20 protein-coding genes are annotated in these 25,729 nt (G+C 59.3%); 8 read left to right on the top strand and 12 right to left on the bottom strand.

Annotated features, from left to right (window positions below; translation table 11 throughout):
* Window positions 1-156 precede the first annotated feature (156 nt).
* Together SIB92_RS05115 and SIB92_RS05120 are read left to right on the top strand one after the other, a co-directional pair.
* The gene (locus SIB92_RS05115; RefSeq protein ID WP_412554789.1) at window positions 157-1,374 is read left to right on the top strand and encodes a multidrug effflux MFS transporter; all 1,218 of its coding nucleotides are present in this window, start codon (window positions 157-159) and stop codon (window positions 1,372-1,374) included.
* A 41-nt stretch (window positions 1,375-1,415) separates the two neighbouring features.
* Entirely contained in the window at window positions 1,416-2,633 is a 1,218-nt protein-coding gene (locus SIB92_RS05120) for an MFS transporter (protein ID WP_412554790.1), read from the top strand.
* A 115-nt stretch (window positions 2,634-2,748) separates the two neighbouring features.
* On the opposite strand, the gene mfd is transcribed toward SIB92_RS05120, so the two are convergent.
* Together mfd and SIB92_RS05130 are read right to left on the bottom strand one after the other, a co-directional pair.
* Window positions 2,749-6,216: a transcription-repair coupling factor gene (gene mfd, locus SIB92_RS05125; protein ID WP_412554791.1), complete on the bottom strand. Its 3,468-nt coding sequence runs from the start codon at window positions 6,214-6,216 to the stop codon at window positions 2,749-2,751.
* Window positions 6,217-6,257: 41 nt separating this feature from the next.
* Window positions 6,258-6,782: a component of SufBCD complex gene (locus SIB92_RS05130; RefSeq protein ID WP_412555799.1), complete on the bottom strand. Its 525-nt coding sequence runs from the start codon at window positions 6,780-6,782 to the stop codon at window positions 6,258-6,260.
* 117 nt (window positions 6,783-6,899) lie between these two features.
* Between SIB92_RS05130 and hemB the strand changes: the two genes are divergently transcribed.
* From hemB to SIB92_RS05145, 3 genes are all read left to right on the top strand, one after another.
* Window positions 6,900-7,901 carry a porphobilinogen synthase gene (hemB, locus tag SIB92_RS05135; protein WP_412554792.1) on the top strand — a complete coding sequence of 334 codons (1,002 nt, stop codon included), beginning with the start codon at window positions 6,900-6,902 and terminating at the stop codon, window positions 7,899-7,901.
* A 100-nt stretch (window positions 7,902-8,001) separates the two neighbouring features.
* On the top strand, window positions 8,002-8,595 hold the full coding sequence (locus tag SIB92_RS05140; protein ID WP_412554793.1) for a YSC84-related protein: 594 nt from the start codon (window positions 8,002-8,004) through the stop codon (window positions 8,593-8,595).
* Window positions 8,596-8,614: 19 nt separating this feature from the next.
* Complete coding sequence (locus tag SIB92_RS05145) at window positions 8,615-9,421, top strand: alpha/beta hydrolase (protein ID WP_412554794.1); 807 nt, start codon at window positions 8,615-8,617, stop codon at window positions 9,419-9,421.
* Here the strand turns inward: SIB92_RS05145 and SIB92_RS05150 are convergent.
* Entirely contained in the window at window positions 9,396-10,268 is an 873-nt protein-coding gene (locus tag SIB92_RS05150; protein ID WP_412554795.1) for an NAD(P)-dependent oxidoreductase, read from the bottom strand. The two genes, SIB92_RS05145 and SIB92_RS05150, sit on opposite strands and share 26 nt — an antisense overlap.
* A gap of 81 nt (window positions 10,269-10,349) precedes the next feature.
* On the opposite strand from SIB92_RS05150, the gene SIB92_RS05155 reads away from it, so the two are divergent.
* Entirely contained in the window at window positions 10,350-12,818 is a 2,469-nt protein-coding gene (locus tag SIB92_RS05155) for a penicillin acylase family protein (RefSeq protein ID WP_412554796.1), read from the top strand.
* Between the two features lie 5 nt (window positions 12,819-12,823).
* Here the strand turns inward: SIB92_RS05155 and hflX are convergent, their stop codons facing one another.
* The 4 genes from hflX to trkA all read right to left on the bottom strand — a co-directional run bounded on the left by hflX (window position 12,824) and on the right by trkA (window position 17,360).
* Window positions 12,824-14,098: a GTPase HflX gene (gene hflX, locus SIB92_RS05160; protein WP_412554797.1), complete on the bottom strand. Its 1,275-nt coding sequence runs from the start codon at window positions 14,096-14,098 to the stop codon at window positions 12,824-12,826.
* The gene (hfq, locus tag SIB92_RS05165) at window positions 14,098-14,337 is read right to left on the bottom strand and encodes an RNA chaperone Hfq (protein ID WP_008204623.1); all 240 of its coding nucleotides are present in this window, start codon (window positions 14,335-14,337) and stop codon (window positions 14,098-14,100) included. The genes hflX and hfq overlap by 1 nt, the downstream gene beginning before the upstream one ends.
* Window positions 14,338-14,459: 122 nt before the next feature.
* Window positions 14,460-15,980 carry a potassium transporter TrkG gene (locus SIB92_RS05170; RefSeq protein WP_412554798.1) on the bottom strand — a complete coding sequence of 507 codons (1,521 nt, stop codon included), beginning with the start codon at window positions 15,978-15,980 and terminating at the stop codon, window positions 14,460-14,462.
* 3 nt (window positions 15,981-15,983) lie between these two features.
* Window positions 15,984-17,360, bottom strand: coding sequence for a Trk system potassium transporter TrkA (trkA, locus tag SIB92_RS05175; protein WP_412554799.1), 1,377 nt, complete (start codon window positions 17,358-17,360; stop codon window positions 15,984-15,986).
* Window positions 17,361-17,494: 134 nt separating this feature from the next.
* On the opposite strand from trkA, the gene SIB92_RS05180 reads away from it, so the two are divergent.
* On the top strand, window positions 17,495-17,977 hold the full coding sequence (locus tag SIB92_RS05180; RefSeq protein ID WP_412554800.1) for a hypothetical protein: 483 nt from the start codon (window positions 17,495-17,497) through the stop codon (window positions 17,975-17,977).
* A 24-nt stretch (window positions 17,978-18,001) separates the two neighbouring features.
* Window positions 18,002-18,433: a hypothetical protein gene (locus SIB92_RS05185; RefSeq protein ID WP_412554801.1), complete on the top strand. Its 432-nt coding sequence runs from the start codon at window positions 18,002-18,004 to the stop codon at window positions 18,431-18,433.
* Between the two features lie 18 nt (window positions 18,434-18,451).
* On the opposite strand, the gene SIB92_RS05190 is transcribed toward SIB92_RS05185, so the two are convergent.
* The 5 genes from SIB92_RS05190 to dusB all read right to left on the bottom strand — a co-directional run bounded on the left by SIB92_RS05190 (window position 18,452) and on the right by dusB (window position 25,711).
* Window positions 18,452-19,873, bottom strand: coding sequence for a sigma-54-dependent transcriptional regulator (locus SIB92_RS05190; protein ID WP_412554802.1), 1,422 nt, complete (start codon window positions 19,871-19,873; stop codon window positions 18,452-18,454).
* Complete coding sequence (locus tag SIB92_RS05195; RefSeq protein ID WP_412554803.1) at window positions 19,870-22,134, bottom strand: ATP-binding protein; 2,265 nt, start codon at window positions 22,132-22,134, stop codon at window positions 19,870-19,872. Before SIB92_RS05195 ends, SIB92_RS05190 begins: the two co-directional genes overlap by 4 nt.
* Window positions 22,135-22,254: 120 nt before the next feature.
* Window positions 22,255-23,619 (bottom strand): response regulator, encoded by a 1,365-nt coding sequence (locus SIB92_RS05200; protein WP_412554804.1) that lies wholly within the window; start codon window positions 23,617-23,619, stop codon window positions 22,255-22,257.
* On the bottom strand, window positions 23,619-24,704 hold the full coding sequence (locus SIB92_RS05205) for a two-component system sensor histidine kinase NtrB (protein ID WP_412554805.1): 1,086 nt from the start codon (window positions 24,702-24,704) through the stop codon (window positions 23,619-23,621). Before SIB92_RS05205 ends, SIB92_RS05200 begins: the two co-directional genes overlap by 1 nt.
* Window positions 24,701-25,711 (bottom strand): tRNA dihydrouridine synthase DusB, encoded by a 1,011-nt coding sequence (dusB, locus tag SIB92_RS05210; RefSeq protein ID WP_412554806.1) that lies wholly within the window; start codon window positions 25,709-25,711, stop codon window positions 24,701-24,703. The genes SIB92_RS05205 and dusB overlap by 4 nt, the downstream gene beginning before the upstream one ends.
* Window positions 25,712-25,729 lie beyond the last annotated feature (18 nt).

The following is a 25,729-nucleotide window of genomic DNA, read 5'->3' on the forward strand; positions in this document are numbered from 1 at the left end:
GCAGCGCCCCGCGCTACCCTAGTCCGGTCAGCCCGCCATTCTGCGGCCTGACCACTCAAGCACGATCACCCGACTGGTGTGGGCCAGAGACAACACAGCAACGCCGCCGCGTGCTGTCCGCTCGCCTGCCTGTCGTCCTTTTTGACGGAGCATGTCATGACCAAAGACAATCTGCCGATGAGTCAGGTCGAATTCATCGCCCTCTGCGCCATGATGTTCGCCACCATCGCGTTTTCCATCGACGCCATGCTCCCGGCGCTGCCTCAAATCGCCGCCGAGCTCAGCCCCGGAAGCCACAACACCGAGACCCTGATTGTCATGTCCTTTGTGATGGGCATGGGCATCGGTACGTTTTTCACTGGTCCTTTGTCGGACCGTTTTGGCCGCAAGCCGGTGCTGATCTCCGGCGCGATGCTCTACATCCTCTGCGCCTTCATCGGCTGGATGAGCCAAACCCTGGAGTGGCTGCTCTTCGCCCGTCTGTTCCAAGGAATGGGCGCTGCCGGCCCGCGTGTGGTCACCCTTGCCATCGTGCGTGACCTCTTCTCCGGCCGCGAAATGGCCCGCATCATGTCCTTTGTCATGATGGTTTTCACCCTTGTGCCCGCGCTTGCGCCTCTGATGGGCCAAATCATCATTGATTTCTCGTCTTGGCGCGGCATCTTTGTGGCCTTTATGGTGTTCTCCATGGTATCCGTACTCTGGATCGGCATCCGCCTGCCGGAACCGCTGCCAGTAGATCACCGCCGCCCCTTCAGCTTTGGTAAACTGATGTCCGGCGTGCGCGAAATGTGGGGCATCCCGGCTGTGCGCACCTCCATTCTGGTGCAGTCCCTGATCATGGGCAGCCTGTTTGCGCTCATCGGCTCAGTGCAACTGGTCTACGACCAAACCTACGGCCGCGCCTCCGAGTTCCCACTCTGGTTTGCCGGTATCGCTCTGGTCTCTGGCACTGCCAGCTTCCTAAACGCCAAACTGGTGATGAAATTGGGGATGCGCTTTCTGGTGACCGTTGCGGTGGCCAGCAAAACCCTGTTTGCCGCGGTAATGGTCCTGTGCCTGACCCTGCCCGACATCGAAATGCAGTTTTACGCATTTGCCCTGTGGCAACTCACAGTGTTCTTCTCCATCGGCTTGACGATCGGTAACCTCAACGCCATGGCGATGGAACCGCTCGGCCATATGGCCGGGACCGCCGCCTCTGTCATGGGCGCGCTGTCCACCGTCTTTGGCGTGATCCTCGCCGCGCCAATTAGCCTTGCCTTTGACGGCACGCCGCTCCCTTTGGTGATGTCGGTGGGGACACTGGCCCTCATTGGTTTCGTTCTGATGCTGCACATGCGCCGCATCGAAGCCCGCGCTGTGGCCGCTTAAGAGCGCTTGCACATCCGCTGGTCGTGCGAAACAGTGTCCGCATGACCAGCGCATTGATTTTTCGTAACCGCAATTACCGCCTGCTTTTTGCTTCCGGCGCCCTGACCAACCTCGGCGACGGCCTTGTCATGCTGGCCATTCCTTGGCTGGCAACTCTGCTAACGCGTGACCCGGTGGCCATTGCCGCCGTTGCCGCAGCGGGTCGCCTGCCCTGGTTGTTCTTCGCCCTGCCCGCCGGAGTGATCGCCGATCAGGTCGATCGTCGCAAACTCATCGCCCGTGCCGACCTTCTGCGCGCCGCTCTCGTGGGCGCCATCCTCTGGCTCGCTCTTAGTGCTCCCGGTCCAAGTGCCATCTGGCTGCTCACAGCGCTGACCTTCCTCTTAGGCGCAGCCGAAGTCCTGCGCGACAACGCCGCCCAAACCATCCTGCCTGATATTGTCACCGCTTCCGATCTGGAAGCCGCCAATGGCCAGATGTGGAGCGTGGAACAACTCACCGGCCAGTTCATCGGCCCGCCGCTCGCAGGGTTCCTGATCGCTTCCAGCGTTGCCCTGCCCTTTGGCATCGACGTCGCCGCGCTGGTCCTCGCCGCTGGCCTTGTCTGGATGATCAGCCTCGCACCGCGTCCCAAAGTGCAACAGAACTTCTTCGGCGCTCTCAAAGAAGGCATCACCTTCATGCGTTCCGATCAACTGCTGCTACGCCTCGCGGTCGTGCTGGGCTGCGCCAATTTCATCGCCACCGCCACGCTCACGGTGCAGGTGCTCTTTGCACAGGATGTGCTCTCGCTCACAGCAACCCAATACGGCTTCCTGCTCTCCATCGCCGCGCTTGGCGCCATCACCGGCAGCCTCGCCGCGCCCAAACTGGTGCAATGGTTTGGCACCCAAGCCTGCCTTTACGCTTCAATCGCGATCTGGGGCCTTGGCTACGGCACCATCGGATTAAGCACATCAGCCGTGCCCATGGCTCTGTCGCTGTTCTCCGTCATGGCCGCTGCCATGCTCTGGAACGTCATCACTGTCTCGTGGCGTCAACGTCGCATTCCGACCGAGCTGCTGGGCCGCGTGAATAGCATCTACCGCTTCTTTGGCTGGGGCAGCATGCCGCTCGGCGCGATGGCCGGCGGTGCCATGGTTGCACTTCTTGAACAAACACTGGGCCGGGACCTCGCCCTGCGCGCGCCTTTCCTGACCGCAGCCGCGCTCTGCCTCTGCCTGCTGCTCTACGCCATCGCCCGCCTGCGCTTGGACTGACTCGCAGCTTCATTTGACACAAAACATCGCGGGGATTTGGGGGCAGCGCCCCCATCCGGCATGAGCAAAACGCACCTCCGCAAAACAGCCGTGATACCGACGCGATACCGAAACGCTATTTGGCGGCTTTCGCCTTCTTGCGCTTCTTCTCGTCCACAACCTTCTGCGCCAGATCCCGGGCAATCGCAAAAGCGCCTTTGATCTTGTCAGACGACTTCTTCCAATCCCGACGCACAACAATCTTGTTGTCTTTGACCTTGGCGAGCCCCTTCTGATCCTGAATGAACTCCACCAGCCCCTGCGGCGAGGAAAACTTGTCATTATGGAACTGAATGGTCGCCCCTTTTGGCCCGCCATCCAGCTTGGCAATACCCGCTTTCTTACACATCTCCTTAATGCGCACGATCAACAGCAAGGTGTTGACCTCCTTGGGCAATTTCCCAAATCGATCGATCAATTCTGCGGCAAAACCTTCGAGCTCCACCTTGCCCTGCAAGCCGCTCAAACGGCGATACAGCCCCAGACGCACATCCAGATCCGGCACATAGCTGTCCGGGATCAGAACCGGCACCCCTAGGTTGATCTGCGGCGCCCATTGGTCATCGCCATCTGACAAACCTTCCAGTTCCCCCGCCTTGATCTTGGCGATCGCCTCTTCCAGCATCGACTGGTACAGCTCATAGCCCACATCTCGCATCTGCCCAGACTGCTCTTCGCCCAGCAGGTTGCCGGCCCCACGAATATCAAGGTCTTGAGACGCCAAGGTAAATCCGGCTCCCAAGGTATCCAGAGAGCCTAGAACCCGCAGCCGTTTTTCCGCCGCTGGCGTCAATTTTGTCCGGGGTTTTGTGGTCAAATACGCATAAGCCCGCGTCTTGGAACGCCCCACCCGACCGCGAATTTGATACAGCTGGGCCAGACCAAACATGTCCGCGCGATGCACAATCATCGTATTGGCCGTTGGAATATCCAGGCCGCTCTCCACAATCGTCGTCGCCAACAGCACATCATATTTGCCATCATAAAACGCATTCATGCGGTCATCGAGCTCGCCGGCCGCCATCTGTCCATTGGCCGTGATAAAACTCACCTCTGGCACATGATCGCGCAAAAACTCTTCGATTTCAGGCAGATCACTGATGCGAGGCACCACATAGAAACTCTGCCCCCCGCGATAATGCTCCCGCAAAAGCGCCTCACGGACCGTCACGGCATCAAAGGCGCTCACATAAGTGCGGATCGCCAGACGGTCCACCGGCGGCGTGCCAATGATCGACAGATCGCGGACGCCAGACAGGCTCAACTGCAAGGTCCGTGGGATCGGCGTCGCGGTCAGCGTCAACACATGCACGTCACTGCGCATCTGCTTGAGCCGCTCCTTATGTGCCACACCAAAGTGCTGCTCTTCATCAATGATCAGCAGGCCGAGGTTCTTGAACCGGATATTCTTGGCCAACAAGGCATGTGTGCCCACCACGATATCCACCGTGCCGCGCGCCATGCCATCGCGCGTTTTCTCCGCGTCCTTTGCTGTAACAAAGCGTGACAAAGCCCTGACTTCCAAAGGAAACCCACGGAACCGCTCTGCAAAGCCCTTGGCGTGTTGCCGCGCCAACAAGGTGGTGGGCGCAATCACCGCCACCTGCTGACCAGACATCGCTGCGACAAAGGCCGCCCGCATCGCCACTTCAGTTTTGCCAAATCCTACGTCGCCACAAACCAACCGGTCCATTGGGCGCCCGGACGCCAGATCGCCAATGACGTCCTCAATCGCACGCAGCTGATCCTCGGTCTCCTGATATGGGAACCGCGCCGAAAACTCTTCCCAGGCATGATGCTGCGCTTCCAACACCGGTGCAGACCGCAACTCCCGCTCCGCCGCCACGCGAATAAGCCGATCCGCCATCTCGCGAATACGCTCTTTCAGCTTGGCTTTCTTCGCCTGCCAAGCACCACCACCAAGCCGGTCTAACAGCCCTTCGTCATGGCCGTATTTGGACAGCAGCTCGATGTTCTCAACCGGCAGATAAAGCTTTGCGCTTTCAGCATATTCCAGCGCAATGGTCTCATGCGCAGCCCCTGCTGCAGTAACCACTTCAAGGCCCAAATAGCGTCCAACACCGTGGTCCACATGCACCACCAGATCGCCAGGGCTCAGCGACTGCGTCTCGGTCAGGAAGTTCTCGGCCCGCTTCTTCTTGCGCGGCGCGCGGATCAGACGATCCCCGAGTACATCCTGCTCCGAAATGACCGTCATTCCCGGTGTTTCAAAGCCGTGCTCCAGCGCCCAGACCGCCAAAAACAGTCCGGTTTTGCCAAGGTTCCGCGCATCGTTGACGTGGATGGTCTCTGCCAGCCCCTCATCCTCAATCAACCCGCTCAAACGTTCCCGCGCGCCCTCGGAATAGCTCGCCACCACAACCGGCCCATCCGCCAGTTTTTTGCGAATATGGTCTGCCAAGGCTCCAAACAGGCTCAGGTTTTCCTGTTGACGTTCCGGTGAGAAATTGCGGCCAATACGCCCGCCTGCATCAATCACACCCGGCCCGGACGCCTGCGGCAATGCCGAGAAATGCAGCACCCGCCGACCACCGATCGCCTCGGTCCACGCCGCATCATCCAGATACAACAACTCCGGTGGTACCGGCTTATAAACAGTATCCAACCGCGCCTTCTGCGACATCGCATGTTGGCGGGTCTCATACTGATCCGCCACGCTGTCCCACCGCGCAATCCGGGCTGCATCCGATTGATCGTCAACGGAAATCACCGCATCCGGCAGGTAATCAAACAGCGTTTCCAATCCCTCGTGGAAGAACGGCAGCCAATGCTCCACACCCTGATGCTTGCGCCCAGCACTGATCGCCTCATAAAGTGGATCATCTGTGCCCGCCGCGCCAAACTCGATGCGGTAGTTTTGCCGAAACCGCGTGATCGCGGCCTCGTCGAGAATAACTTCGCTCACTGGCGCCAGTTCGATCATGTCGAGCTTTTCTGTGGTCCGCTGCGTCGCCGGATCAAACCGTCGCACGCCATCGAGCACATCCCCAAAGAAATCCAGTCGAACCGGCCCGCTGTCACCCGGCGGGAAAATGTCAATGATCCCGCCCCGGATCGCATAGTCGCCCGGCTCCATCACCGTAGGCGCTTGGGTGAATCCCATGCGCACAAGGAACTGCCGCAACGCCTCTTCATCAACGCGCTGATCCACCTGCGCCCGAAACGCCGCTTCTTTCAAAACCTTGCGCGCTGGCACACGTTGCGTCGCCGCATTTAGCGTGGTCAGCAACACAAACTGGCTGGGCATGTCATGCACCAGTCCCGCCAGCGTCGCCATCCGCGTGGCCGAAATATCGGCATTCGGCGACACGCGGTCATAAGGCAGACAATCCCACCCCGGAAACACAATCACCGGCATGTCCGGCGCAAAGAACTCAAGCGCCGACTTGGTGGCCGCCATGCGCTTGTCGTCACGCGCCACATGCACAACCGGCCCGTTGCTCTTGGCGACCTCTTTCAGGATCAGCTGAGCGTCAAAGCCTTCCGGAGCCCCACCAACAGAGATGTGTTGCGCGTCTTTCATCGGTGTAACCGTCCAGTTTTCAAGTTGTTACGCGAGCAAGCTCACCCAAGCGGGGAGATTTGAAAGTTCTGAAACATGCCCCAAAGCGAAGTCACAAAAATCGAGATCATGCCAATAAGCTGCACCCAAAACCGATGCCGCGCCAGCCGTTTTCGCAGCTCTTCGCCTGTGGGGCTGTCCGCACGAATGCGTCGGGCCACACGAATGCTCAACATGCTGACGATGCTCATCGGAAACAGGAGCAAAAACACCGCCTGCGCAAACTCGACGTTATAGGCAAACCCAACACCGGCCAATCCGGTGAGGATAAAGAACGTAAATCCGATCAGAAAGAGCCCTGACACATCAATGATATGCAGCAGACGATTGCTGTTGATCCGCACCAGATCCTGCAAATCAATCTCCGCCTGACCACCATTGCGTTTGGCCCGCAACACGGAATCCCATGGCACGCCTAGCACCCAGTGGCTGGCCGAAGACCAGAAAACCGCCAGCGCAATCCAGAACCAAAGGTTGCTGAAACTGCGCATATCAATGAGTTCAAAAATGGTTTGGCTCAGGTCCAAAGTCTTCACTGCCCTTTAGATTTTCACTTCACATACCGCGCCCCTGCGGCAATTCCTAGCCTTGAGGTGCGCGAAAATCCGTGGCACCTCTGCTGTTGCAAATTTACGGAGCCTGCCATGACCCTCACGCCAGCGCCTTTTCCCACCACACGCCTGCGCCGCACGCGTCAATCCGCTGCTGTACGCGGCCTTGTGCGTCAGAACACGCTGACCGTGGATGACCTGATCTGGCCCGTGTTTGTGCGCGATGGCGAAGGGGTGGAAGAGCCTATTCCGTCCATGCCGGGCGTGTACCGACGGTCCGTTGACAAGATTGTCGAGGCCGCCCGCGAAGCCGCGGTTTTGGGCATCCCGGTGATTTGCCTGTTTCCCTACACCGATCCGGCCTTAAAAACCGAAGACTGCGCCGAGGCCTGGAACCCGGACAACCTCTCCAACCGCGCCACCCGTGCAATCAAGGAAGCGGTGCCCGAGATCGCCGTGATGACCGATGTCGCGCTGGATCCTTACAACATAAATGGCCATGACGGCTTTGTGGTTGACGGCGAGATCGTCAATGACGCCACAGTTGAAGCGCTCGTAAAACAAGCACTGTCCCAAGCCGAAGCTGGTGCCGACATCATTGGCCCTTCCGACATGATGGACAACCGCATCGGCGCCATCCGCACCGCACTGGAGGCCAACGGTTTCCAGAACGTCATGCTGATGAGCTACGCCGCCAAATACGCCAGCGCTTTTTATGGCCCGTTCCGCGATGCGGTTGGCGCCTCAGGTGCGCTCAAAGGCGACAAAACCACCTATCAAATGGACCCGGCCAACGCGGACGAGGCCCTGCGTCTGGTGGCCCGTGACCTATCAGAAGGCGCCGACATGGTGATGGTTAAACCCGGCATGCCCTATCTGGACATCTGCCGGAACGTGAAGGACGTGTTTGGCGTGCCCACCTTTGCGTATCAGGTCTCCGGAGAATACGCGATGATCACCGGCGCGGCGCAAAACGGCTGGATCGACGGCGACAAAGCCATGCTGGAAAGCCTGATGGCCTTCAAACGTGCCGGTTGCGACGGCATCCTGACCTATTTCGCGCCCGCTGTGGCCCGCAAACTGGCAGAAAAGTAGCCAAAAACCACGCAAAATATAGTGATCCGGCGCAGTTTTCGTGACATCGTAGCCTGCGCCCTCTATACTGATGCCAAACCGGATCACAAAAACCGGTGGCATGAGCAGAACCAAAACATATGGGCAAAAGACCATGAACACTCTCACACGACGCGGCTTTGCGCTGAGCGGACTGGCAGCGGCAGGCATGACCGCCGCTTGCGGCAACGGCGTAGGCTCCAACGCCTCCAGCGAGATCGACGCGCGCGTTGACACCACGCTGGACTATCTCTTCACCGAATACCCCAACACGCTGGATCTGAAGGCAAAATCCACCGGCATTCTGACAATGCCTCTGATCACCGAAGCGGGTTTTGGATTTGGCGGCGGCTACGGCCGTGGCGCCCTGCGCATCGACGATGTGACCGTGGACTACTACTCCGCCACCAAAGGCAGTGTGGGCCTGCAACTGGGCGCACAACAACATGCCCATGTGCTGTTCTTCATGACCGAAGGCGCTTTGACCGAGTTCCGCAGCTCCAACGGCTGGGCGGCCGGCGCCGGTGTGCAATATGTGGTCGCCAACGAAGGCGCCAATATTTCTGCTGAAACCACCAACCTTCTGGCCCCGGTGATCGCGGTCATCTTTGGTCAGGCGGGTCTCAAGGTCGGTGCCACGCTCGAAGGCATCAAATATACACGCATTATCCCGTAAGCCTCTGACGCCACTGGATATGCAGTGTCTCAAAGACATTTCTTACATCGAGCGCGACGGACAAACCCTCGCGCTCGATTTGTATCTGCCAGACGATGCTCCACCATCTGGCCTGATGCTGTTTGCCCATGGAGGCGGTTTTGTAAAAGGCGACCGCACTGGCCCGCCCGCGGAAAAACTTGCTGGCAAACTGACTGATCTTGGCGTGGCCATGGCGTCGGTCAGCTATCGACTGAATACCGAGGACACCGACCTGCCGGTTCCCATCCGGCGGCAGGTCTATGCCTATCGCCGCCGTGCCAAAGACTGCGGTATCGCGCTCCAGCACAACCTGATGGGTCCACGGTTTGAAGCGGCGCGTCAGGACGTTGGCGCCGCGTTTCAGTTTCTACAAAGCACGCAATCTCCGCAGGACTTCAGCGCACTGACCATAGGTCTCATCGGCATCTCAGCGGGCGGCATGGTTGGGTTATCCTTGGCCTTTCCCGATGAAAACCTGCCCAAATTTGAAAAGCCCGCCTGCGTGATCGCCTTGGGCGCGGCCTTACAAAATCCTTGGGCACTCACGAAAAACGCACCGCCCTGCCTCATGCTGCACAGCTGCGAGGACCGCATTGTACCAACCGAGAACTGTGAGCTACTGGGACCGCTCATAGCGCAAACCAAGGCCCCGATCGACATTCAAATCTGCGCAAGGAAGGGCCACAACGCACCGGTGCACGCGTTGTTTGAAGGCGACGCCCCGGACGGGACGCCGTATTGGCAAATGGCGCTTGATCTGATGCGCCAAGTAGGTGTGCTTAACCCATCGCCCGCAGGCGCTTGATCAGGCTCGACGTATCCCAACGCCCGCCGCCTTGCTTCTGCACATCTTTGTAAAACTGATCCACCAGCGCGGTCACAGGCAGGCTGGCACCAACTTCATCCGCCGTCGACAGACAAATCCCTAGGTCTTTGCGCATCCAGTCCACGGCAAACCCATGCTCAAACTCATCGTCGATCATGGTCTCATAGCGGTTCTGCATCTGCCAGCTGCCCGCAGCGCCACCGGCGATCACCTCGACAACCGCACGACCGTCCAGCCCGGCTTTTTCGGCAAAATGCAGCCCCTCGGACAGGCCTTGTACCAAGCCGGCAATACAAATTTGGTTCACCATTTTGGTCAGCTGCCCTGCACCGCTCTCACCCAAGCGCTTGATGGAGCGCCCATAAGCCTGCATTACAGGCTCCGCTGCACCGTAGCTCGCTTCATCGCCACCACACATAATCGACAAAACGCCATTCTCGGCACCAGCTTGTCCACCAGACACCGGCGCATCCACAAAGGCAATGCCTTGCGCTTTACCCGCGTCATACAGCTCTGCTGTCACTTTTGCCGACACTGTGGTGTGATCGACAAAGATCGTGTCAGCCGCCATGCCTTCAAACGCGCCATTCTCGCCAATGCAGACCTGGCGCAGGTCATCGTCATTGCCGACACAGCACATCACAAAATCCGCGCCCTGGACGGCCTCTTTTGGCGTCGCGCCAAACGACCCGCCATGCTCTTTCACCCAGGCTTCCGCCTTGGCAGTTGTGCGATTGAAAACAGTCACTTCGTGACCGGCCTTCACCAAGTGGCCAGCCATCGGATAGCCCATTACACCCAGACCCAAAAAGGCAACTTTTGCCATCGTCTTTTCCCCAACTGTCTATTGTCGTAATACTTGTCTCGCCTGCGCAAGCAGAAGGCAAGAACAAACAAGGGCAGCCCCATGACCACATTCTTTCAATGGCTTTTGCGGATCGCGAGCGGCCTGGTGATTCTATGTGTGTTGGGCGTCATGCTGGTCTATTTCCTCGCCTCACGCAGCCTGCCCACCTACGACAAATCTCTAACCGTTACGGGCATCACGCAACCCGTCGAGATTGTGCGCAACAACGCCAACGTACCGCACATTTTTGGACAGTCCGACGACGACGTGTTCTTCGGCCTCGGCTATGCCCACGCGCAAGACCGTCTGTGGCAAATGCTGACCATGCGCCGCACCGTGCAAGGCCGCCTGTCTGAGGTCTTTGGCCCACGCACTCTGGACATCGACAAACTCATGCGCCGCTTTGATTTGGCAGGCGTCGCCCGTCAATCCGTCTTGGTGCAGGACGACGAAACCCTCGCCGCGCTGGAGGCCTATGCCCGTGGCGTCAACGCCCGCATCAATGAGGTGAACACCGAAGCGCTTGGCCGCGGCGCGCCGGAACTCTTCCTGTTCAAACAGAGTTTTGCCCCATGGCAACCGGCCGACTCCATCGCTTTGCAAAAACTTATGGCGCTGCAGCTCACTGGGCATATGCAGTTTGAAGTCTTGCGCGCCCGCACCTCGCTGGCCTTGCCGGATCAAGCGCGCCTCGTCGACATTCTGCCTGACGCCCCCGGCACTGGTGTGGCTGCTCTGCCTGAATACGCCAGCCTGGTGCCAAACACGCCAAGCTTTGCCAAAAGCACGCCGCTGCCCGAGCATCCGCTTTCGCCCTTTGCTCTGCCAAGTCTCTCCGGCGCGTCAAATGCCTGGGCTGCCGCGCCCAACCGCAGCGCCTCTGGTGGCACCCTGCTTGCCAACGACCCGCATCTTGGCCTGTCCGCGCCTGCCATCTGGTATCTCGCGCGCTTGGAGCTGTCCTCTGGCGGCGTGATCGGTGCGACAATTCCAGGCATCCCAGTGGTACTGGCCGGACGCAGCAATGACCTCGGCTGGGGCGTCACCGCCGCCTATGTTGACGATCAGGACGTGATGATCGAAGAGCTGGACCCGTCCAACTCTGAATTCTACCGCACCCCCCATGGCTTTAAACCTTTCATCACGCGCAAGTCCATTATCACCATCAAAGACGCGGATCCGGTCACGCTCACCCTGCGCTGGACCGAAAACGGCCCCGTCCTGCCAGGCTCCGACTTCAACCTGGGCACCATCACGCCCCCCGGCCACGTCGCGGCGCTCCAATGGACCGCGCTCAGCCCGCGCGATACCTCCACCAGCGCGCTTATGGCTCTGATGTTTGCCAAATCCGTAGAGGACGGAATGCAGGCCACTGAAGGCCACATTGCCCCCGGCCTCACACTGACCCTGGCAGACCGCGAAAACATTGGCATGAAGCTGATCGGAGCGCTGCCTAAACGCACCACCAACCACCAAAGCCAGGGCCGTTTGCCCGCGCTTGGCTGGCGCGCGGAAAACCGCTGGCAAGGCACCTTTGATGCCTCCGCCAATCCGTCCTTCATCGCGCCCGTCGGCGGCATCGTCGGCAACACCAACAACAAAGTGGTAGAGCGGCCTTTCCCAGCGCATATCTCCCACGTCTGGGGCGACAGCCAACGTATCCAGCGCTGGACCCGACTGATGCAATCCCGCCGCGTGCACACCCGCGACAGCTTTATCGAAGCGCAACAGGATACGGTCAGCTTTTCCGCCCGCGCGCTGCTTCCGCTCATAGGGGCTGACCTCTGGTTCACCGGCGAAGCCGCGCCCGAAGGTTCTCGCGAACGTCAACGCCAACGCGCCCTGACCCTGCTGTCCGAGTGGAACGGCGAAATGAACGAGCATATGCCGGAGCCACTGATCTACGCCGCCTGGACCCGTGCTCTACAAGAACGCCTGATCCGAGACGACCTCGGCCCACTGGCCGATGAATTCACCCATGTCGAGCCGCTCTTCATCGAACGTGTATTCCGCAATGTTGGCGGTGCAGCCGAATGGTGTGACGTACGCCAAAGCGCGCCCAAAGAATCCTGCGCCGACATGGCACGTCTTGCGCTGGACGACGCTTTGATCGCGATAGAAGAACGCTACGGCCAACAGCTTGAAGCTCTGCGTTGGGGCGACGTGCACCAAGCCACCCATGATCATCAGGTCCTTGGCAAAGTGCCGGTGCTACGTTTCTTCGTGAACATCCGCCAGTCCACCTCCGGCGGCGACAACACGCTCCAGCGCGGCAAAACTTCCGGCACCGGCGACAACCCATTCCTGAACGTGCATGCAGCGGGCTATCGCGGCGTCTATGACTTTGCCGACCCAGACAGCTCGGTCTTCATCATCTCCACCGGACAATCCGGCCACTTCCTGTCACGCTTCTACGATGACATGGCGCAGCTTTGGCGCCGCGGCGAATACATCCCGATGTCCTTGGACGAAGAACTGGCCCGCGCAGCCGCGGTGGGCGTCACCACGCTTACGCCACGCGCGCAATAAAGGGCTTAAAGCCCTTCAAACTGCGCGCGTTGCTTTGGCGACCAAAGGACGGTGATTTCAAAGCCGTCCTCGGTCTGGTCTTCGGCTTCCACAACGCCTTCCTTGAACAGCCACGCGCGCCCTTTGCCCTCTGCAAACGACAGGGTCAGCATTTCGCGGGTCTTTTCGCCAGACAGCGCCTGCGCAATGGCGGCAAACATCTCGTCCAACCCCTGCCCGCTCACCGCAGACACAGCAAAAATCGCATCCTCGCGCTCAGCTTTGGCAACCACCGCATCCCGCTCATCGGCGCTCAGCAGGTCGATCTTGTTCCAGACCTCAATTTGAGGCGTGTCTTCGCTTAGCCCCAGCTCTTCCAGAATGGTGGTCACATCTTCGGCCTGATGCTGGTTTTCCGGGTGTGCGATGTCACGCACATGCAGCACCAGATCCGCTGCCAGAACCTCTTCCAAGGTCGCGCGGAAGGCCGCCACCAGCTGCGTGGGCAGATCACTGATAAACCCCACCGTGTCCGACAGGATCACTTCCGGCCCATTGTTGGGCAATTCCACCGCCCGCATGGTCGGGTCCAATGTGGCAAAGAGCATGTCCTTCGCCATCACATCCGCACCGGTCACACGATTGAAAAGCGTGGATTTTCCGGCGTTGGTGTAGCCCACCAGCGCGACAATCGGGAACGGCACTTTCGCGCGTGCTTTGCGGTGCAATTCGCGGGTTTTCACAACCTTCGCCAACTGCCGCCTCAGCCGCACCAATTGGTCATCAATCGCCCGTCGGTCGGCCTCGATCTGGGTTTCCCCAGGGCCACCCACAAACCCAAGACCGCCACGCTGGCGCTCAAGGTGGGTCCAAGCCCGCACCAGACGGGTGCGCTGATAGGACAGCGCCGCCATCTCAACCTGCAACACGCCTTCTCGCGTGCGCGCGCGATCCGAGAAGATCTCCAAGATCAACCCGGTCCGGTCCAGAAGTTTGACCTTCCATTCCTTCTCAAGGTTGCGTTGCTGCACAGGCGTGACCGGCCCGTCAATCAGGACCAGCTCCACTTCATTGGCTTTGAACAGCGCCTTGAGCTCTTCGATTTTGCCAGAGCCAAACAGCTTGCCCGGCTGCGCCCGTGGCAAGCGCACCACGTTTGAGCCAACAACTTCCAACTCCGGCAAAGCAGCCGCAAGCGAAATGGCCTCTTCCAAAGCGAAAGAGGCCTCGCGCCGCACATCAGCGCCAGTGATATCGGGATGCAGGACCCAAGCGCGGGTCACCTGCGTGTCATGCTCCATCAAGAGGCGTCTTCACCCTCGTAAAGAGAAATCGGCTGCGCCGGCATGATTGTCGAGATCGCGTGTTTGTACACCAGTTGGCTCTGACCATCGCGGCGCAACAACACACAAAAATTGTCAAACCAGGTGATCACACCCTGCAATTTTACGCCATTGATCAGGAAAATGGTTACCGGAACTTTGGTTTTCCGGACGTGATTTAAAAATGCATCTTGGAGATTCTGTCGATCCGAAGCCATGTCGCGCTTGCCTTTGTTCTTGTTTGTGCATCGGGTAGTCGTGCGCGGCGAGTATGGAACGTGGATTTATGACTTACCAGCCTAAATTGTTAAGTTTTTGGTCAGGCCCAACGTAAACCGCATCATTTCTGCCACAAATCCGGTGAAATCAATGCGATGATGGCCAATGCCTCCAGTCTCCCGAAGGTCATAGCTGCACATAAAATAAGCTTTTCTGCGACACCAAGCGACGAAATCGCAATCGGGAACTCCCCGGCGATTTGCGTCAACGGCCCCGCCGTGGTCAGCGCCGCAATCGCCAAAATTGCCGCCTCCTGAAAGTCATTTCCAAGCAACGCCAGCGAAATGGTCACCGTCGCAATCGACAGCGCAAACAGCATAAAAAACACCCAGGCAATCACCGCGCCCTTGCGTCGGATCTGCCGCGCTCCGGTTCTGCGCCGCCCCAACACCACGTTGGGATGCACCAGCCGTTCCATTTCCCCAAGCCCCTGCACGTAAAGCGCATAGACTCGCAACAGCTTCACACCACCCGCCGTGGTGGCTACACCACCGCCGACCATTGCCAAAGCCATCAGGATCAGACCCGGCGCGGACAAGCCGCTCCATTCGCGGGCAACATCCCATTCCCCACTCTGAAACCCGGTGGTGGTCAGGAAACTCATCACAGTGAACAAGCCCCCCCAAGCCGCTTTCAAAGCCGCCATGGGATCTTGCGTTGCATCCCCTTCAAACGCGCCCACCCAATGGCGCATGAACAGCGCCGTGGGCACAACCGCCACAATCAAAAACCCAAGCCGCAACTCCGGGTCCTCCCACAGGTTGTTGCGCCGCACTGATCCGGTGTCGGAGCTAAATGTCCCGCGCGACAAGGCAAACAAAAGGAACAGGAAGATCACCATCTCGCCAGACACGCCGCTCACACTGTGCCCAACACCGCCCACCGCCGAAATCCCGCTGGTCGACATGGTTGCCATTGCATGCATGGTCGCCACAAACGGGCTGTCCCCAAGAATGATCAGCATCACGGCCAAGGCAAACGTCAGCCCGGCATAGATCGGCACCAACCCCTGCGCCGCTTTGCTCCAACGCTTCATCGGATGCGCGCGCTGCATATGGCCAAGGCTCGTACTCACCTGCCCCGGCTCCCCCACAGCGGTCACTTCAAACCCGCCAAGGCTCAACGGCGCCAAAACCGCCGCAGCTGCAATCCACATCAACAGGCCACCAAGCCAGCCTACCATTCCGCGCCACAGATGCAGCGGATCGACCAGCATGCTCGCCGGCTCATAAATGGTCATGCCAGTGGTTGTCAGGCTGCTGACCATTTCAAAATAGACATCCAGAAACGGCACCACATCCAACGCCTCATACATCGGCCAGGCCAGAACCGCAGGCAGCAGGGTCACCGCAAAAAACAACGCTTTCAGATTGTCAGAAGTCCGCGCCCGCCGCTTGGTCCCTTGAATGGCAATCGCAATCAGCACACAGGTGAACAGCACCAGAATGCCGCCATAAAAGAACATCCGCGCAACAAAGTGCTGATCCTGGTAAGACGCCAGCACCGCAGGCACCAGCATCATGACGCCGGAAAACAGCACCATCTGCACAAACAGCGGAATTTGCGAGAGCCCCAATCTCATGGCTTAGAAAAAGTCGATGGAGACCTGCAGCAGCCGCTCCACTTCCGGCACATCTGCGGTCAGGGAAAACAGCACAATCACGTCGCCTTCATCAATACGCGTGCCCCCTTTGGGTTTCACCACTTCGGAGCCTTTCAGGATCGCGCCGATCAACACCCCTTCCGGAAAATCAATGTCGCGCACCATTTGTCCGGCGATTGGAGAGGTCGACAGCACTTCCGCCTCGATGATCTCCGCCTCGGTATCTCCGACAGAGTAGACGTCTTTCACTCGCCCATGGCGAATATGGCGTAGGATCGAGCTCACCGTTGTGGCGCGCGGGTTGATAAACGCATCAATCTCCAGCGGCGTCATCAGGGGCGCCAGCGTCGGGTCGTTGATCAAGGAAATCGCCAGCGGACAGCCCGCAGATTTGGACCGCACCGAGGCGAGCATGTTGGTCTTGTCGTCATCCGTCACCGCGAGAACCGCATCTGCACGATCCACCCCAGCTTCGGCAAGCAACGCCACATCCATGCCATCGCCATTAAGAACAATCGTGCGCTCCAACGCTTCGGCAGCCCGTTCCGCCACCTTCCGGTCGCGCTCAATGATCTTGGTGCGCACCCGCGAGGCACTGGCCTCCAGCCGCTGTGCCACCATCAGGCCAACGTTCCCGCCGCCCACAATCACCGCCCGTTCTTGTTTTTTCTGTTGTTTGCCAAACACCTCCATGGTGCGGCTCACATCTTCCGCCAGCGTAAAGACGTAGATATCATCTCCGACAAAAAGCTGATCGCCCGGCTCCGGCGCAATCAGCGTGCCACTGCGGCGCACGCCCACCACCACAGCACTCAAAGTGGAGAACAGATCGGTCAGCTGGCGCAGCGGCGTGTTCACCACCGGACAGTCTTCGTCCAGCGTCAGGCCCAGCATCTGCACTTTGCCGCCCAGGAAGGTCTCCGCATCAAACGCCTTGGGCGTTGCCAGACGTTTCAGCGCCGCATCCGCCACCTCGCGCTCCGGTGAAATCACCACATCAATCGGCATATGATCGCGCCGATACAGATCGGAATACAGCACATCCAGATAGGATTGGCTGCGCAGACGCGCGATCTTGCGGGGCACTTTGAACACGGAGTGCGACACCTGACAGGTCACCATATTGACCTCGTCAGAATACGTCGCCGCAATCACCATATCGGCATCCCGCGCTCCGGCCCGGTCCAGCACATCCGGATAGCTCGCAAACCCGGAAATACCTTGCACATCCAATGTATCCGTGGCGCGCCGCACCAGCTCGGGGTTGTTGTCAACAACGGTAACGTCATTGTTTTCACCGGACAAATGGCGGGCAATCTGCCACCCAACCTGACCAGCCCCACAGATAATGACTTTCATGCGCTTCCCTCTTGGGTTTCGGCTCTCAGCCATGCCAGAAGGGGGAAGGCAGGTCAATTGTTACCATTGACCCCCGCGCCCAGACCGGCTTTGATTGGCTTAAGTTTCAAGCATTTGCGTCATAGGTGAGTCTCATGCGGACAGCAGCCCTTTTTGCCATATTAGGCGTTTCCCTCGCGGCATGCAGCCCAACCTCCTACTCCGGCTTTGCCAAACCAGGCGTCTCCCGAGAAACCGCGTCGCGCGATGACACCGCCTGCTCGGTCGAGGCCAACCGACTTTTCCCATCCGCCACCTTCACCACCACCGTTTATGGCGGATACCACGGTGGCTATGGTGGCTACGCAGGCGGCTATTGGGGCGGCTATCCCGGCTATTGGGGCGGCAACCACATCCAGACCCGCGACGTGAACGCCGGAATGCGCGCAGAGCATCGGCGCGACTGCATGTCCTTAAAGGGGTATTCCGCCGTGACTCACCCGATTTGCTCCGATGAGCAACTGGCTGGCCGCCAGTTCACCCCGGTGACGGGCGCTCCCAAACCTGCCCCCAACCTCTGCGCAATCCGCGCACAAGGCGGCGGCGTCGCCCTTGTCGATCTCAGCAAGCCCATTTGATCCGGCATCGCCCAGGAGTTTTTGATGAAACAGCCAATTCTGACCGGATGTCTCTTGCTGGCGCTGTCCAGCTGCACCGAATTTTCGACGATGTATCAGCCCGGTAAAACCAAGACCGAGCGCAATGTGGACCAAGCCCAGTGCAATCGCTTTGCTTCCGACAGATACCCGCCGCGCATTGTCACCGACTGGTGGCCAATCTACGCAGCAGACGGCCGCATTATCGGCCAGCGCCCGGAAAGCTATGACATCAATGAAGGCCCACGTTACTCCGCCGCGCGCAATTGTATGGAAGAACGCGGCTACGCCCGCGTCAGTATCCCTTATTGCAAAGACGAGCAGATCGCGGGCCGTTCTTATGCGCCAATCACCGTTGCCCCAGAGCTCAGCCCCAACATCTGCGGCCTACGCACCGACAACGGCCGCGTGATTATCGACCTGACCAAACCGCTCTAAAGCGTTAGGAAACCGGGATCACCCGGCTTCACGGGCTTCCTCTTCTTCTCCGGTGACATGCGCCACCCGTGTGCCTGCCTTGTTGGAGGTCACCACGCCCAGCGACTTCAGTTTGCGGTGCAACGCGCTGCGTTCCATGCCAACAAAGCTGGCGGTGCGGCTGATATTGCCGCCAAACCGATTGATCTGCGTCAGCAGGTATTCTCGTTCAAACGCTTCCCGCGCTTCACGCAATGGCAAGGTTGCCAACGCACCGGACAACACCACACGGCCTTCTTCCGCAGGGGCATCGCTTTCCCCCGGCAACTCACGGCACTCAATCGGCCCCTGCCCGTCCCCCAGGATCAACACCCGCTCGATCAGATTTTTCAACTGACGCACGTTGCCTGGCCACACCATGGTCTGCATCAACGCCGCCGCATCCGCGCTCAGCTCGCGCAGCGGCAAGCCCTGCGCATCATTCAGCTGCGCCAGGAAATACGCCGCCAGCGCCGGAATATCCTCACGCCGTTCCTCCAAAGACGGCACCGAGATCGGAACCACATTCAGCCGGTGATACAGCTCTTCGCGGAAGGTCCCCGCGTCGATGGCCTGTTTCAAGTTGCGGTTGGTCGAGGAAATCACCCGCAGATCAACCCGCACCTTCTTGGCCCCTCCCACGCGGGCAAACTGCTGATCCACCAGAACCCGCAAGATTTTGCTCTGCGCCGCCAGCGGCATATCCGCCACCTCGTCAAAGTAAATCACGCCGCCGTTGGCCTGCTCCAACAAACCAGTCTCAACACCCCGCTCCGCGCTCTCGCGGCCAAACAGGATCTCTTCCACCCGATCCGGGTCCATGCCCGCACAAGACACCGTCACAAACGGCGCCCCGGCCCGATTGGAGTTCGCGTGAATATAGCGCGCCGCCACGTCTTTCCCGACACCCGCAGGGCCAGTTAGCATCACCCGTCCATTGGAGCGCGTGACCTTGTCCAACTGCGAAATCATGCCTCGGAACGCCGCGCTGTCGCCGACCAACTCAGTTGGCTTACTGTCCTGACGTTTCAACTCCGTATTTTCACGGCGCAGGCGGCTGGTCTCCATCGCACGTTTGATCACCACCAAAAGCTGGTCAATGTTGAACGGCTTCTCGATGAAGTCATAAGCGCCCTGCTTGATCGCTGCGACCGCAATTTCAATATTGCCATGCCCCGAAATAATCACCACCGGCACTTCCGGATAGTCGTTTTTCACCGCCTTAAGGATGTCGATGCCATCCATGTTGCTGTCTTTGAGCCAGATATCGAGGATCATCAGCGCCGGCTGCGCGCTGGTCACCTCCGCCATGGCGTCATCAGAATTGCCCGCAAGCCGCGTGGTGTAGCCTTCGTCCTTCAAAATATCCGAAATCAACTCCCGGATATCGCGTTCGTCATCTACGATCAGGATGTCACTCATAATACTCGCTCGCTCTCTTTGGATTCCATCGCAGCCACAGCCTGCTGAGACAGCGGCAGCCGAACTTCGGCCATCGCACCTGCGTGGGAATTGTTGTCAAACACCGGCGCATCCAGCAGCGCGAGCTGCCCGCCGTGTTCTTCGATGATCTTTTTCACAATCGGGAGACCAAGACCCGTGCCCTTGTCCCGCGTGGTGACATAAGGCTCAAACAAACGCGCGCGGTCTTCCGGCAAGCCAATGCCGTTGTCCGCAATCCGCACCACCGCCTGATCCGCGTCCCGGACCAAACTCACATGTATTTCCGGCGCAAACCCGTCCGGCGCACCTTTTTCCCGCAAAGTTTCAATGGCTTCCCCGGCGTTCTTGATCAAGTTCGTCAAGGCCTGAGAAATCATCGTCGCATCCAGATCCGCCGCCATCGGCCCTTTGCAAATGTCCCGTTCAAACCGCACATCCGGCTGCCCCGCCTCTTGCAAAAGCACTGCGCCCGACACCAACTCTACAACGTCAACCGACTTACGCTCCGGCTCCGGCATCCGGGCAAATTTGGAGAACTCATCCACAATCCGGCGCAGGTCATTGGTTTGCCGTACAATGACCTCGGTCATCTGCTCAAGCTGATCGCTCTCTTCGCCGACCTTGCTGGCAAATTTGCGCCGAATGCGCTCCGCACTCAGCTGAATCGGCGTCAGCGGGTTCTTGATCTCATGGGCAATCCGACGCGCCACATCGCCCCAGGCCGCCATGCGCTGCGCCGTCACAAGGTCGGTCACATCGTCAAACGCCACCACATAGCCCTCAAGCGAGCCATTGTCGCGCCGCCGGGTGGACATCCGCACCAGCAGATTTTCCAATCGTCCGGACCGGCTGACTTTCACCTCTTCCTGCGCCACTTCTTTACCGCTGGATTTCAACTCTTCCAGCAACGGCCCAAACTCCGGCACCGCCAGCGTCAGCGGCATCTCTTGCCGATCTTCATCCCAATCCAACAGGCGCTGGGCGGAACGGTTCACAAACGCCACCTTGCCGTCGCTGTCCAGCCCAACAACGCCCGAGGTTACCGAGCTCAGCACCGAGTCAAACATCCGTCGCCGCCGATCAATCTGCCGCGTGTTGTCCAACAACGTCTCGCGCTGCGCCTTCAACTGCCGCGTCATCTGGTTGAAGTAGCGGCTCAGCATGGCGATTTCATCGTCGCCATCCTCTTCCATCACGCGCACATCCAGATCGCCCGCGCCCACGCGCTGCGCCGCGCCGGTCAATCGACCCACCGGCCGCGACAGCCGTTCCGCAAACCACATGCCCATCCAGATCGCCGCCAAAACAAGGATCAGCGCAAAGCCAAGATAAATCATGCCAAATTCAAACAGCCGCTGCCCGCGCTCGCTTTCCAACTGCGAATACAGCCGGGCACTGGCCTGCGTGTCGTCCAAAAGCTGGAAAATCTCCGCATCCACGTCTCGACTGATATACAGAAACCGATCCAGAAACGCGTCCAGCCGCACCAGCGCCCGCATCTCGTTGTTTTCCAGGTCGCGAATGATCACTGAGCCTTCGTCAATCGCCACCTGCATGTCCGCTTCAGACGGCTTTTCATAATCAAACAGGTAGGACCGCTCTCCGCGTGCCTGAATCTCACCGGCACTGTCGATCACAAAGGCTTCTTTCAAGCCGCGTTGAATTTGCACCTGACCGGAGGCTAGCAAAACGCGCACTTCGCCCGCATCGAGGCCAAAACTACGGCGCTTGTTGTCGTTGAGGAAATCCGCCAGCAATCCGGCGTCTTCTTCCAGCCCAACGATGTGCTCTTGCTCATAGGCCTGCGCCGCCGACAGCGAGTTCCCAACCACCTGCCGTACCCGCTCACTGAACCAGCCCTCAAGACCGATGTTCAACGTCAATCCGGCAAACACCGCCACAGTCACCGCTGGCACCAACGCCAAAAGCGCAAAGGCCCCCGTCAGCCGCAGATGCAGTCGAGAGCCAACCGATTTAGCCCGCCGCGACGCAATCGCCCGCATGACGTTTTGCAACACCAAAGTTGCCACCACGAGCACATAGACAAGGTCGGCTAAAAGAATCGCCCGTAGGCCGTTGGACGACGCGCCAAGGTCAAACGGACCCAGCACAAGGAAGGTCGCGAGCGCCAGTACCGGCCCCAGCACCACCAACCCCAAGGTTGCGGCATTCTGGACACGCCTCTGCCTGCGAAGACGCTGAAAACGCGCCCAATGACTGGTCACTGTCCGGCTAGACACCCGACTTCCTCAATTGATTTGGTACCGCTCTCGCGGCCCACCGCCATATTCTGTGTCGCGTTCTAAGCCCCGACTCTTTTTCTCAGAGTGCGGCCCGCGCGCCACGCTTATGTGGCCTTTTTACATCAATTTGCGGCGACGTGTCACGTGAATATCCAAATCCGTGATTTTTTTACGAAGCGTATTCCGGTTGATCCCCAACAAATCAGCACATTTCGCCTGATTGCCCCCTGTCGCATCCAACGCGATCTCAATCAGCGGCAATTCAATCTCCCGCAGGATTCGCGCATAGAGCCCCGCCGGTGGCAGCATATTGCCATGCAGATCAAAATACCGGCGCAGGTGGCGCGCCACAGAGGCCGACAGTTTTTCGCTGTCATCACCGCCCAAAAGCGGCCCTGCCTGCGGCTGCGCCCCCAGCATCATCTCCGCCTCGCCGCGTGTGACCTCATCGGCCTGGGCGGTCAGGACCAGCCGCCGCACCGCGTTCTCCAACTGCCGCACATTGCCCGGCCAGCTATAGGCGCGGAACAACTCCATCGCCTCATCCGAGAACACCCGCATCGGCGCGCCTTCCCGTTCTGCCCGATTAAGAAAGTGCTCGACCAGCAGCGGAATGTCGTCCACGCGTTCGCGCAGTGCTGGCACATGGATCGCCGCACCGTTCAGTCGGTAATACAGATCCTGCCGCACGGAACCGCTGTCCATCGCCGCGTTCAAATTCACCTGGCTGGTCGCCATAAAGCGTGGATTGTGCTCCCCTGGCGTGTCCATCATGCGCACAATGCGGGCCTGCACCTCGTCATCAATGTCGCCAATCTCGTCAAACAGAATAGTGCCGCCCTTAGCCTTGGCAAGAACCTTCGCCGGCCCCTCCAAATCACTCAGGTCCGCCGCGTTCACCACGACAAACGGCAGGTTGCGGCGATCTGAAAAGTCATGGATTTCTTTCGCAATCAGCGACTTGCCTGTACCACTTTCGCCAGAAATCAACACCGGCAAATCGGTATTCATCACCCGCGCCACCAAGCGGTAAAGCGCCTGCATCGCCGCCGTGCGTCCCACCAAAGGCAACTCATCCGGCCGCTCATCTTCCGCTACCGGCGCGGACGGCGCGCGCCGTTTTTGTTCCAGCGCTTTTCCCGTGCGCTTCATCAAATCCGGCAAGTCAAATGGCTTGGGCAGATAGTCATACGCCTCGGCTTCCGCGGCCTGAATGGCCGTCATGATGGTGTTCTGTGCCGAAATCACGATCACTGGCAACCCAGGGCGGTCCTCGGAAATCTTCGGCAGCATCTCCAGGCCATTGCCATCTGGCATCATCACATCGGTGATCACCACATCGCCTTTGCCTTCGCCAACCCACCGCATCAGCGTGGTCAGAGAAGACGTGGCGTGCACCTTGCATCCCGCCCGCGTGAGTGCCTGCGTCAAAACCGTGCGGATTGTTCGATCATCATCTGCAACCAGAACCGTGCCATCCATCAGAGGCTCTCCTCATATGCTTTGAGTGTGTCTTTGCTTGCCCGCGGAAGCGAGAGTTTGAACACCGTGCGCCCAGGCACGGAGTCCACCGTAATCATGCCACCATGATCGGAAATGATTTTGCTGACCAAAGCGAGGCCGAGACCGGTGCCGTTTTCACGCCCTGACACAAAGGGATCGAATACGTCCCCCTTAAGATCATCCGGCAGGCCAGGTCCGTCATCGATAATCTCGATCTGCAACGGCAATGGCTGTCCGGTGCCATCTGCCCGCCGCAAACGGAAGCTGTGCTCGTAATACGTTCGAATGCGAATTATGCCTGACTTTTCAGCCGCTTCACTGGCGTTCTTCAGCAAGTTCAGCACCACTTGCAGCAGTTGATCCGCATCTCCTTCGGCGGGTGGCAAGGACGGGTCATAATCCTCGATGATCTGCATATGCGCGCCATAGCTCACCAGCGCAGAGCGCCGCGCCCGGTCGAGCACATCGTGAATGTTCACCGGTTTGCGCTGCGGCAGTGAGAGGTTCCCAAACTGCTCCACCTGCTCCAGCAGCTTCACAATCCGGCGGCTTTCTTCCACGATCAGATCGGTCAGCTCCAGATCATCCGGGCTCAGGTTCATCGACAGAAGCTGCGCCGCGCCAGTGATACCAGCCAGCGGATTTTTGATCTCATGCGCCAGCATTTCCGCCATGCCAATCGCCGACTTGGCCGAAGACTTTACGGAATGGCTGCGCGTCATCCGCCCGGCCAATTCCCGACTGGAAATCAGGAACAACATCTCTCCCGGCGCATCCGCCAGCGGCGCAATCTGCAGGTTGCACTGCACTGGCGGCCCGTCCCCGGTGCCAATATCCGCATCATTCACAAACAGCGGCGTGCCATGTTCCCGCGCCCGATGAAACGCTTCCTCGAGCGGCGCATCGATCATCACCTTGTCCCAGATCGGCTGCCCCACCATGGACTTGGACGAAGCGTTCAAAAACATCTCCGCCGCCGGATTGATCCGCAGGATCACATCACTTTCATCGACCACCAGTGCGGGCACCGGCAAGCTGCTCCAAATCGGATTCTGCGCACTCATGCCGCTTCTCCATCGCTTGGAATGTCGTTTGTCGGCACTAAAGCCTCCGCCAAAAGCGCCATCACTTCCTCGGTGTCGCGGCTGGTCTGCACCCTGCGGCGCAAGCCGGCGTCTGTGCCAACATGATCCATGTACCACCCCAGATGTTTGCGGGCGACGCGCAGGCCCAGATCCACGCCGTAAAACGACAGCATCGCCGCATAGTGCCCCTGCACCATCTCCACTAAGTCCTGCCCTTTGGGCTCTTCTGGCGCATCGCCACCAAACAGCTCCGCCGCCATCTGCGCCAACAGCCAGGGCTTGCCCTGCGCCCCGCGCCCTACCATGACGCCATCTGCGCCAGACGCCGCCAATGCCGCTTTGGCTGTGGCCACATCCACAATGTCGCCATTGGCAATCACCGGGATCGACACAACGTCTTTCACGCCTTTGATCGCCGCCCAATCTGCGGACCCTTTGTAAAACTGACACCGCGTGCGCCCGTGAATGGTCAACATCTGCACCCCGGCGTTTTCCGCCCGCTGCGCCAGCTCCGGCGCATTTAACATATTGTCGTCCCACCCCAGCCGGGTCTTGAGCGTCACCGGAATTTTAACCGCGCCCACAACCGCCTCAATCAGCGTCAGCGCGTGGTCCAAATCTTTCATCAAAGCTGATCCACTGGCCCCGGCCCCGCTGGCGCTGGTCACCTTCTTCGCCGGACAGCCCATGTTGATGTCAATCAGCGTCGCCCCATTGGCCTCCACCTGCCGGGCCGCTTCTGCCATCCAATGCGCCTCTCGCCCGGCAAGCTGCACCGACGTGGTGGCGTCCCCGAATCCCAGTTCCGCCCGTTCGCGCACACCCGGCTTGGCCTGCACCATCTCCTGACTGGCAACCATCTCGCTCACCACCAATCCGGCGCCAAAACTGCCCACCAGATCGCGGAACGGGCGATCGGTGATTCCGGCCAGCGGCGCCAGAAAAACAGGGGGTGTCAGAGTGAGATGTGCGACTTGAACGGTCACGTGCCTAATCCTTGTGCA

The organism is Shimia sp. MIT1388, assembly GCF_047124445.1.
Lineage (GTDB): Bacteria > Pseudomonadota > Alphaproteobacteria > Rhodobacterales > Rhodobacteraceae > Shimia.

What these genes read in the sequence shown, in the direction of transcription:
- SIB92_RS05200 (WP_412554804.1), bottom strand. Translation starts at nt 23,619, where the DNA reads ATGGATGGCACGGTTCTGGTTGCAGATGATGATCGAACAATCCGCACG.
- SIB92_RS05180 (WP_412554800.1), top strand. Translation starts at nt 17,495, where the DNA reads ATGCGGACAGCAGCCCTTTTTGCCATATTAGGCGTTTCCCTCGCGGCA.
- SIB92_RS05140 (WP_412554793.1), top strand. Translation starts at nt 8,002, where the DNA reads ATGAGCAGAACCAAAACATATGGGCAAAAGACCATGAACACTCTCACA.
- SIB92_RS05205 (WP_412554805.1), bottom strand. Translation starts at nt 24,704, where the DNA reads ATGAGTGCGCAGAATCCGATTTGGAGCAGCTTGCCGGTGCCCGCACTG.
- SIB92_RS05145 (WP_412554794.1), top strand. Translation starts at nt 8,615, where the DNA reads ATGCAGTGTCTCAAAGACATTTCTTACATCGAGCGCGACGGACAAACC.
- SIB92_RS05185 (WP_412554801.1), top strand. Translation starts at nt 18,002, where the DNA reads ATGAAACAGCCAATTCTGACCGGATGTCTCTTGCTGGCGCTGTCCAGC.
- hflX (WP_412554797.1), bottom strand. Translation starts at nt 14,098, where the DNA reads ATGGAGCATGACACGCAGGTGACCCGCGCTTGGGTCCTGCATCCCGAT.
- SIB92_RS05115 (WP_412554789.1), top strand. Translation starts at nt 157, where the DNA reads ATGACCAAAGACAATCTGCCGATGAGTCAGGTCGAATTCATCGCCCTC.
- hemB (WP_412554792.1), top strand. Translation starts at nt 6,900, where the DNA reads ATGACCCTCACGCCAGCGCCTTTTCCCACCACACGCCTGCGCCGCACG.
- SIB92_RS05150 (WP_412554795.1), bottom strand. Translation starts at nt 10,268, where the DNA reads ATGGCAAAAGTTGCCTTTTTGGGTCTGGGTGTAATGGGCTATCCGATG.
- SIB92_RS05170 (WP_412554798.1), bottom strand. Translation starts at nt 15,980, where the DNA reads ATGAGATTGGGGCTCTCGCAAATTCCGCTGTTTGTGCAGATGGTGCTG.
- hfq (WP_008204623.1), bottom strand. Translation starts at nt 14,337, where the DNA reads ATGGCTTCGGATCGACAGAATCTCCAAGATGCATTTTTAAATCACGTC.
- SIB92_RS05155 (WP_412554796.1), top strand. Translation starts at nt 10,350, where the DNA reads ATGACCACATTCTTTCAATGGCTTTTGCGGATCGCGAGCGGCCTGGTG.
- mfd (WP_412554791.1), bottom strand. Translation starts at nt 6,216, where the DNA reads ATGAAAGACGCGCAACACATCTCTGTTGGTGGGGCTCCGGAAGGCTTT.
- trkA (WP_412554799.1), bottom strand. Translation starts at nt 17,360, where the DNA reads ATGAAAGTCATTATCTGTGGGGCTGGTCAGGTTGGGTGGCAGATTGCC.
- SIB92_RS05190 (WP_412554802.1), bottom strand. Translation starts at nt 19,873, where the DNA reads ATGAGTGACATCCTGATCGTAGATGACGAACGCGATATCCGGGAGTTG.
- SIB92_RS05120 (WP_412554790.1), top strand. Translation starts at nt 1,416, where the DNA reads ATGACCAGCGCATTGATTTTTCGTAACCGCAATTACCGCCTGCTTTTT.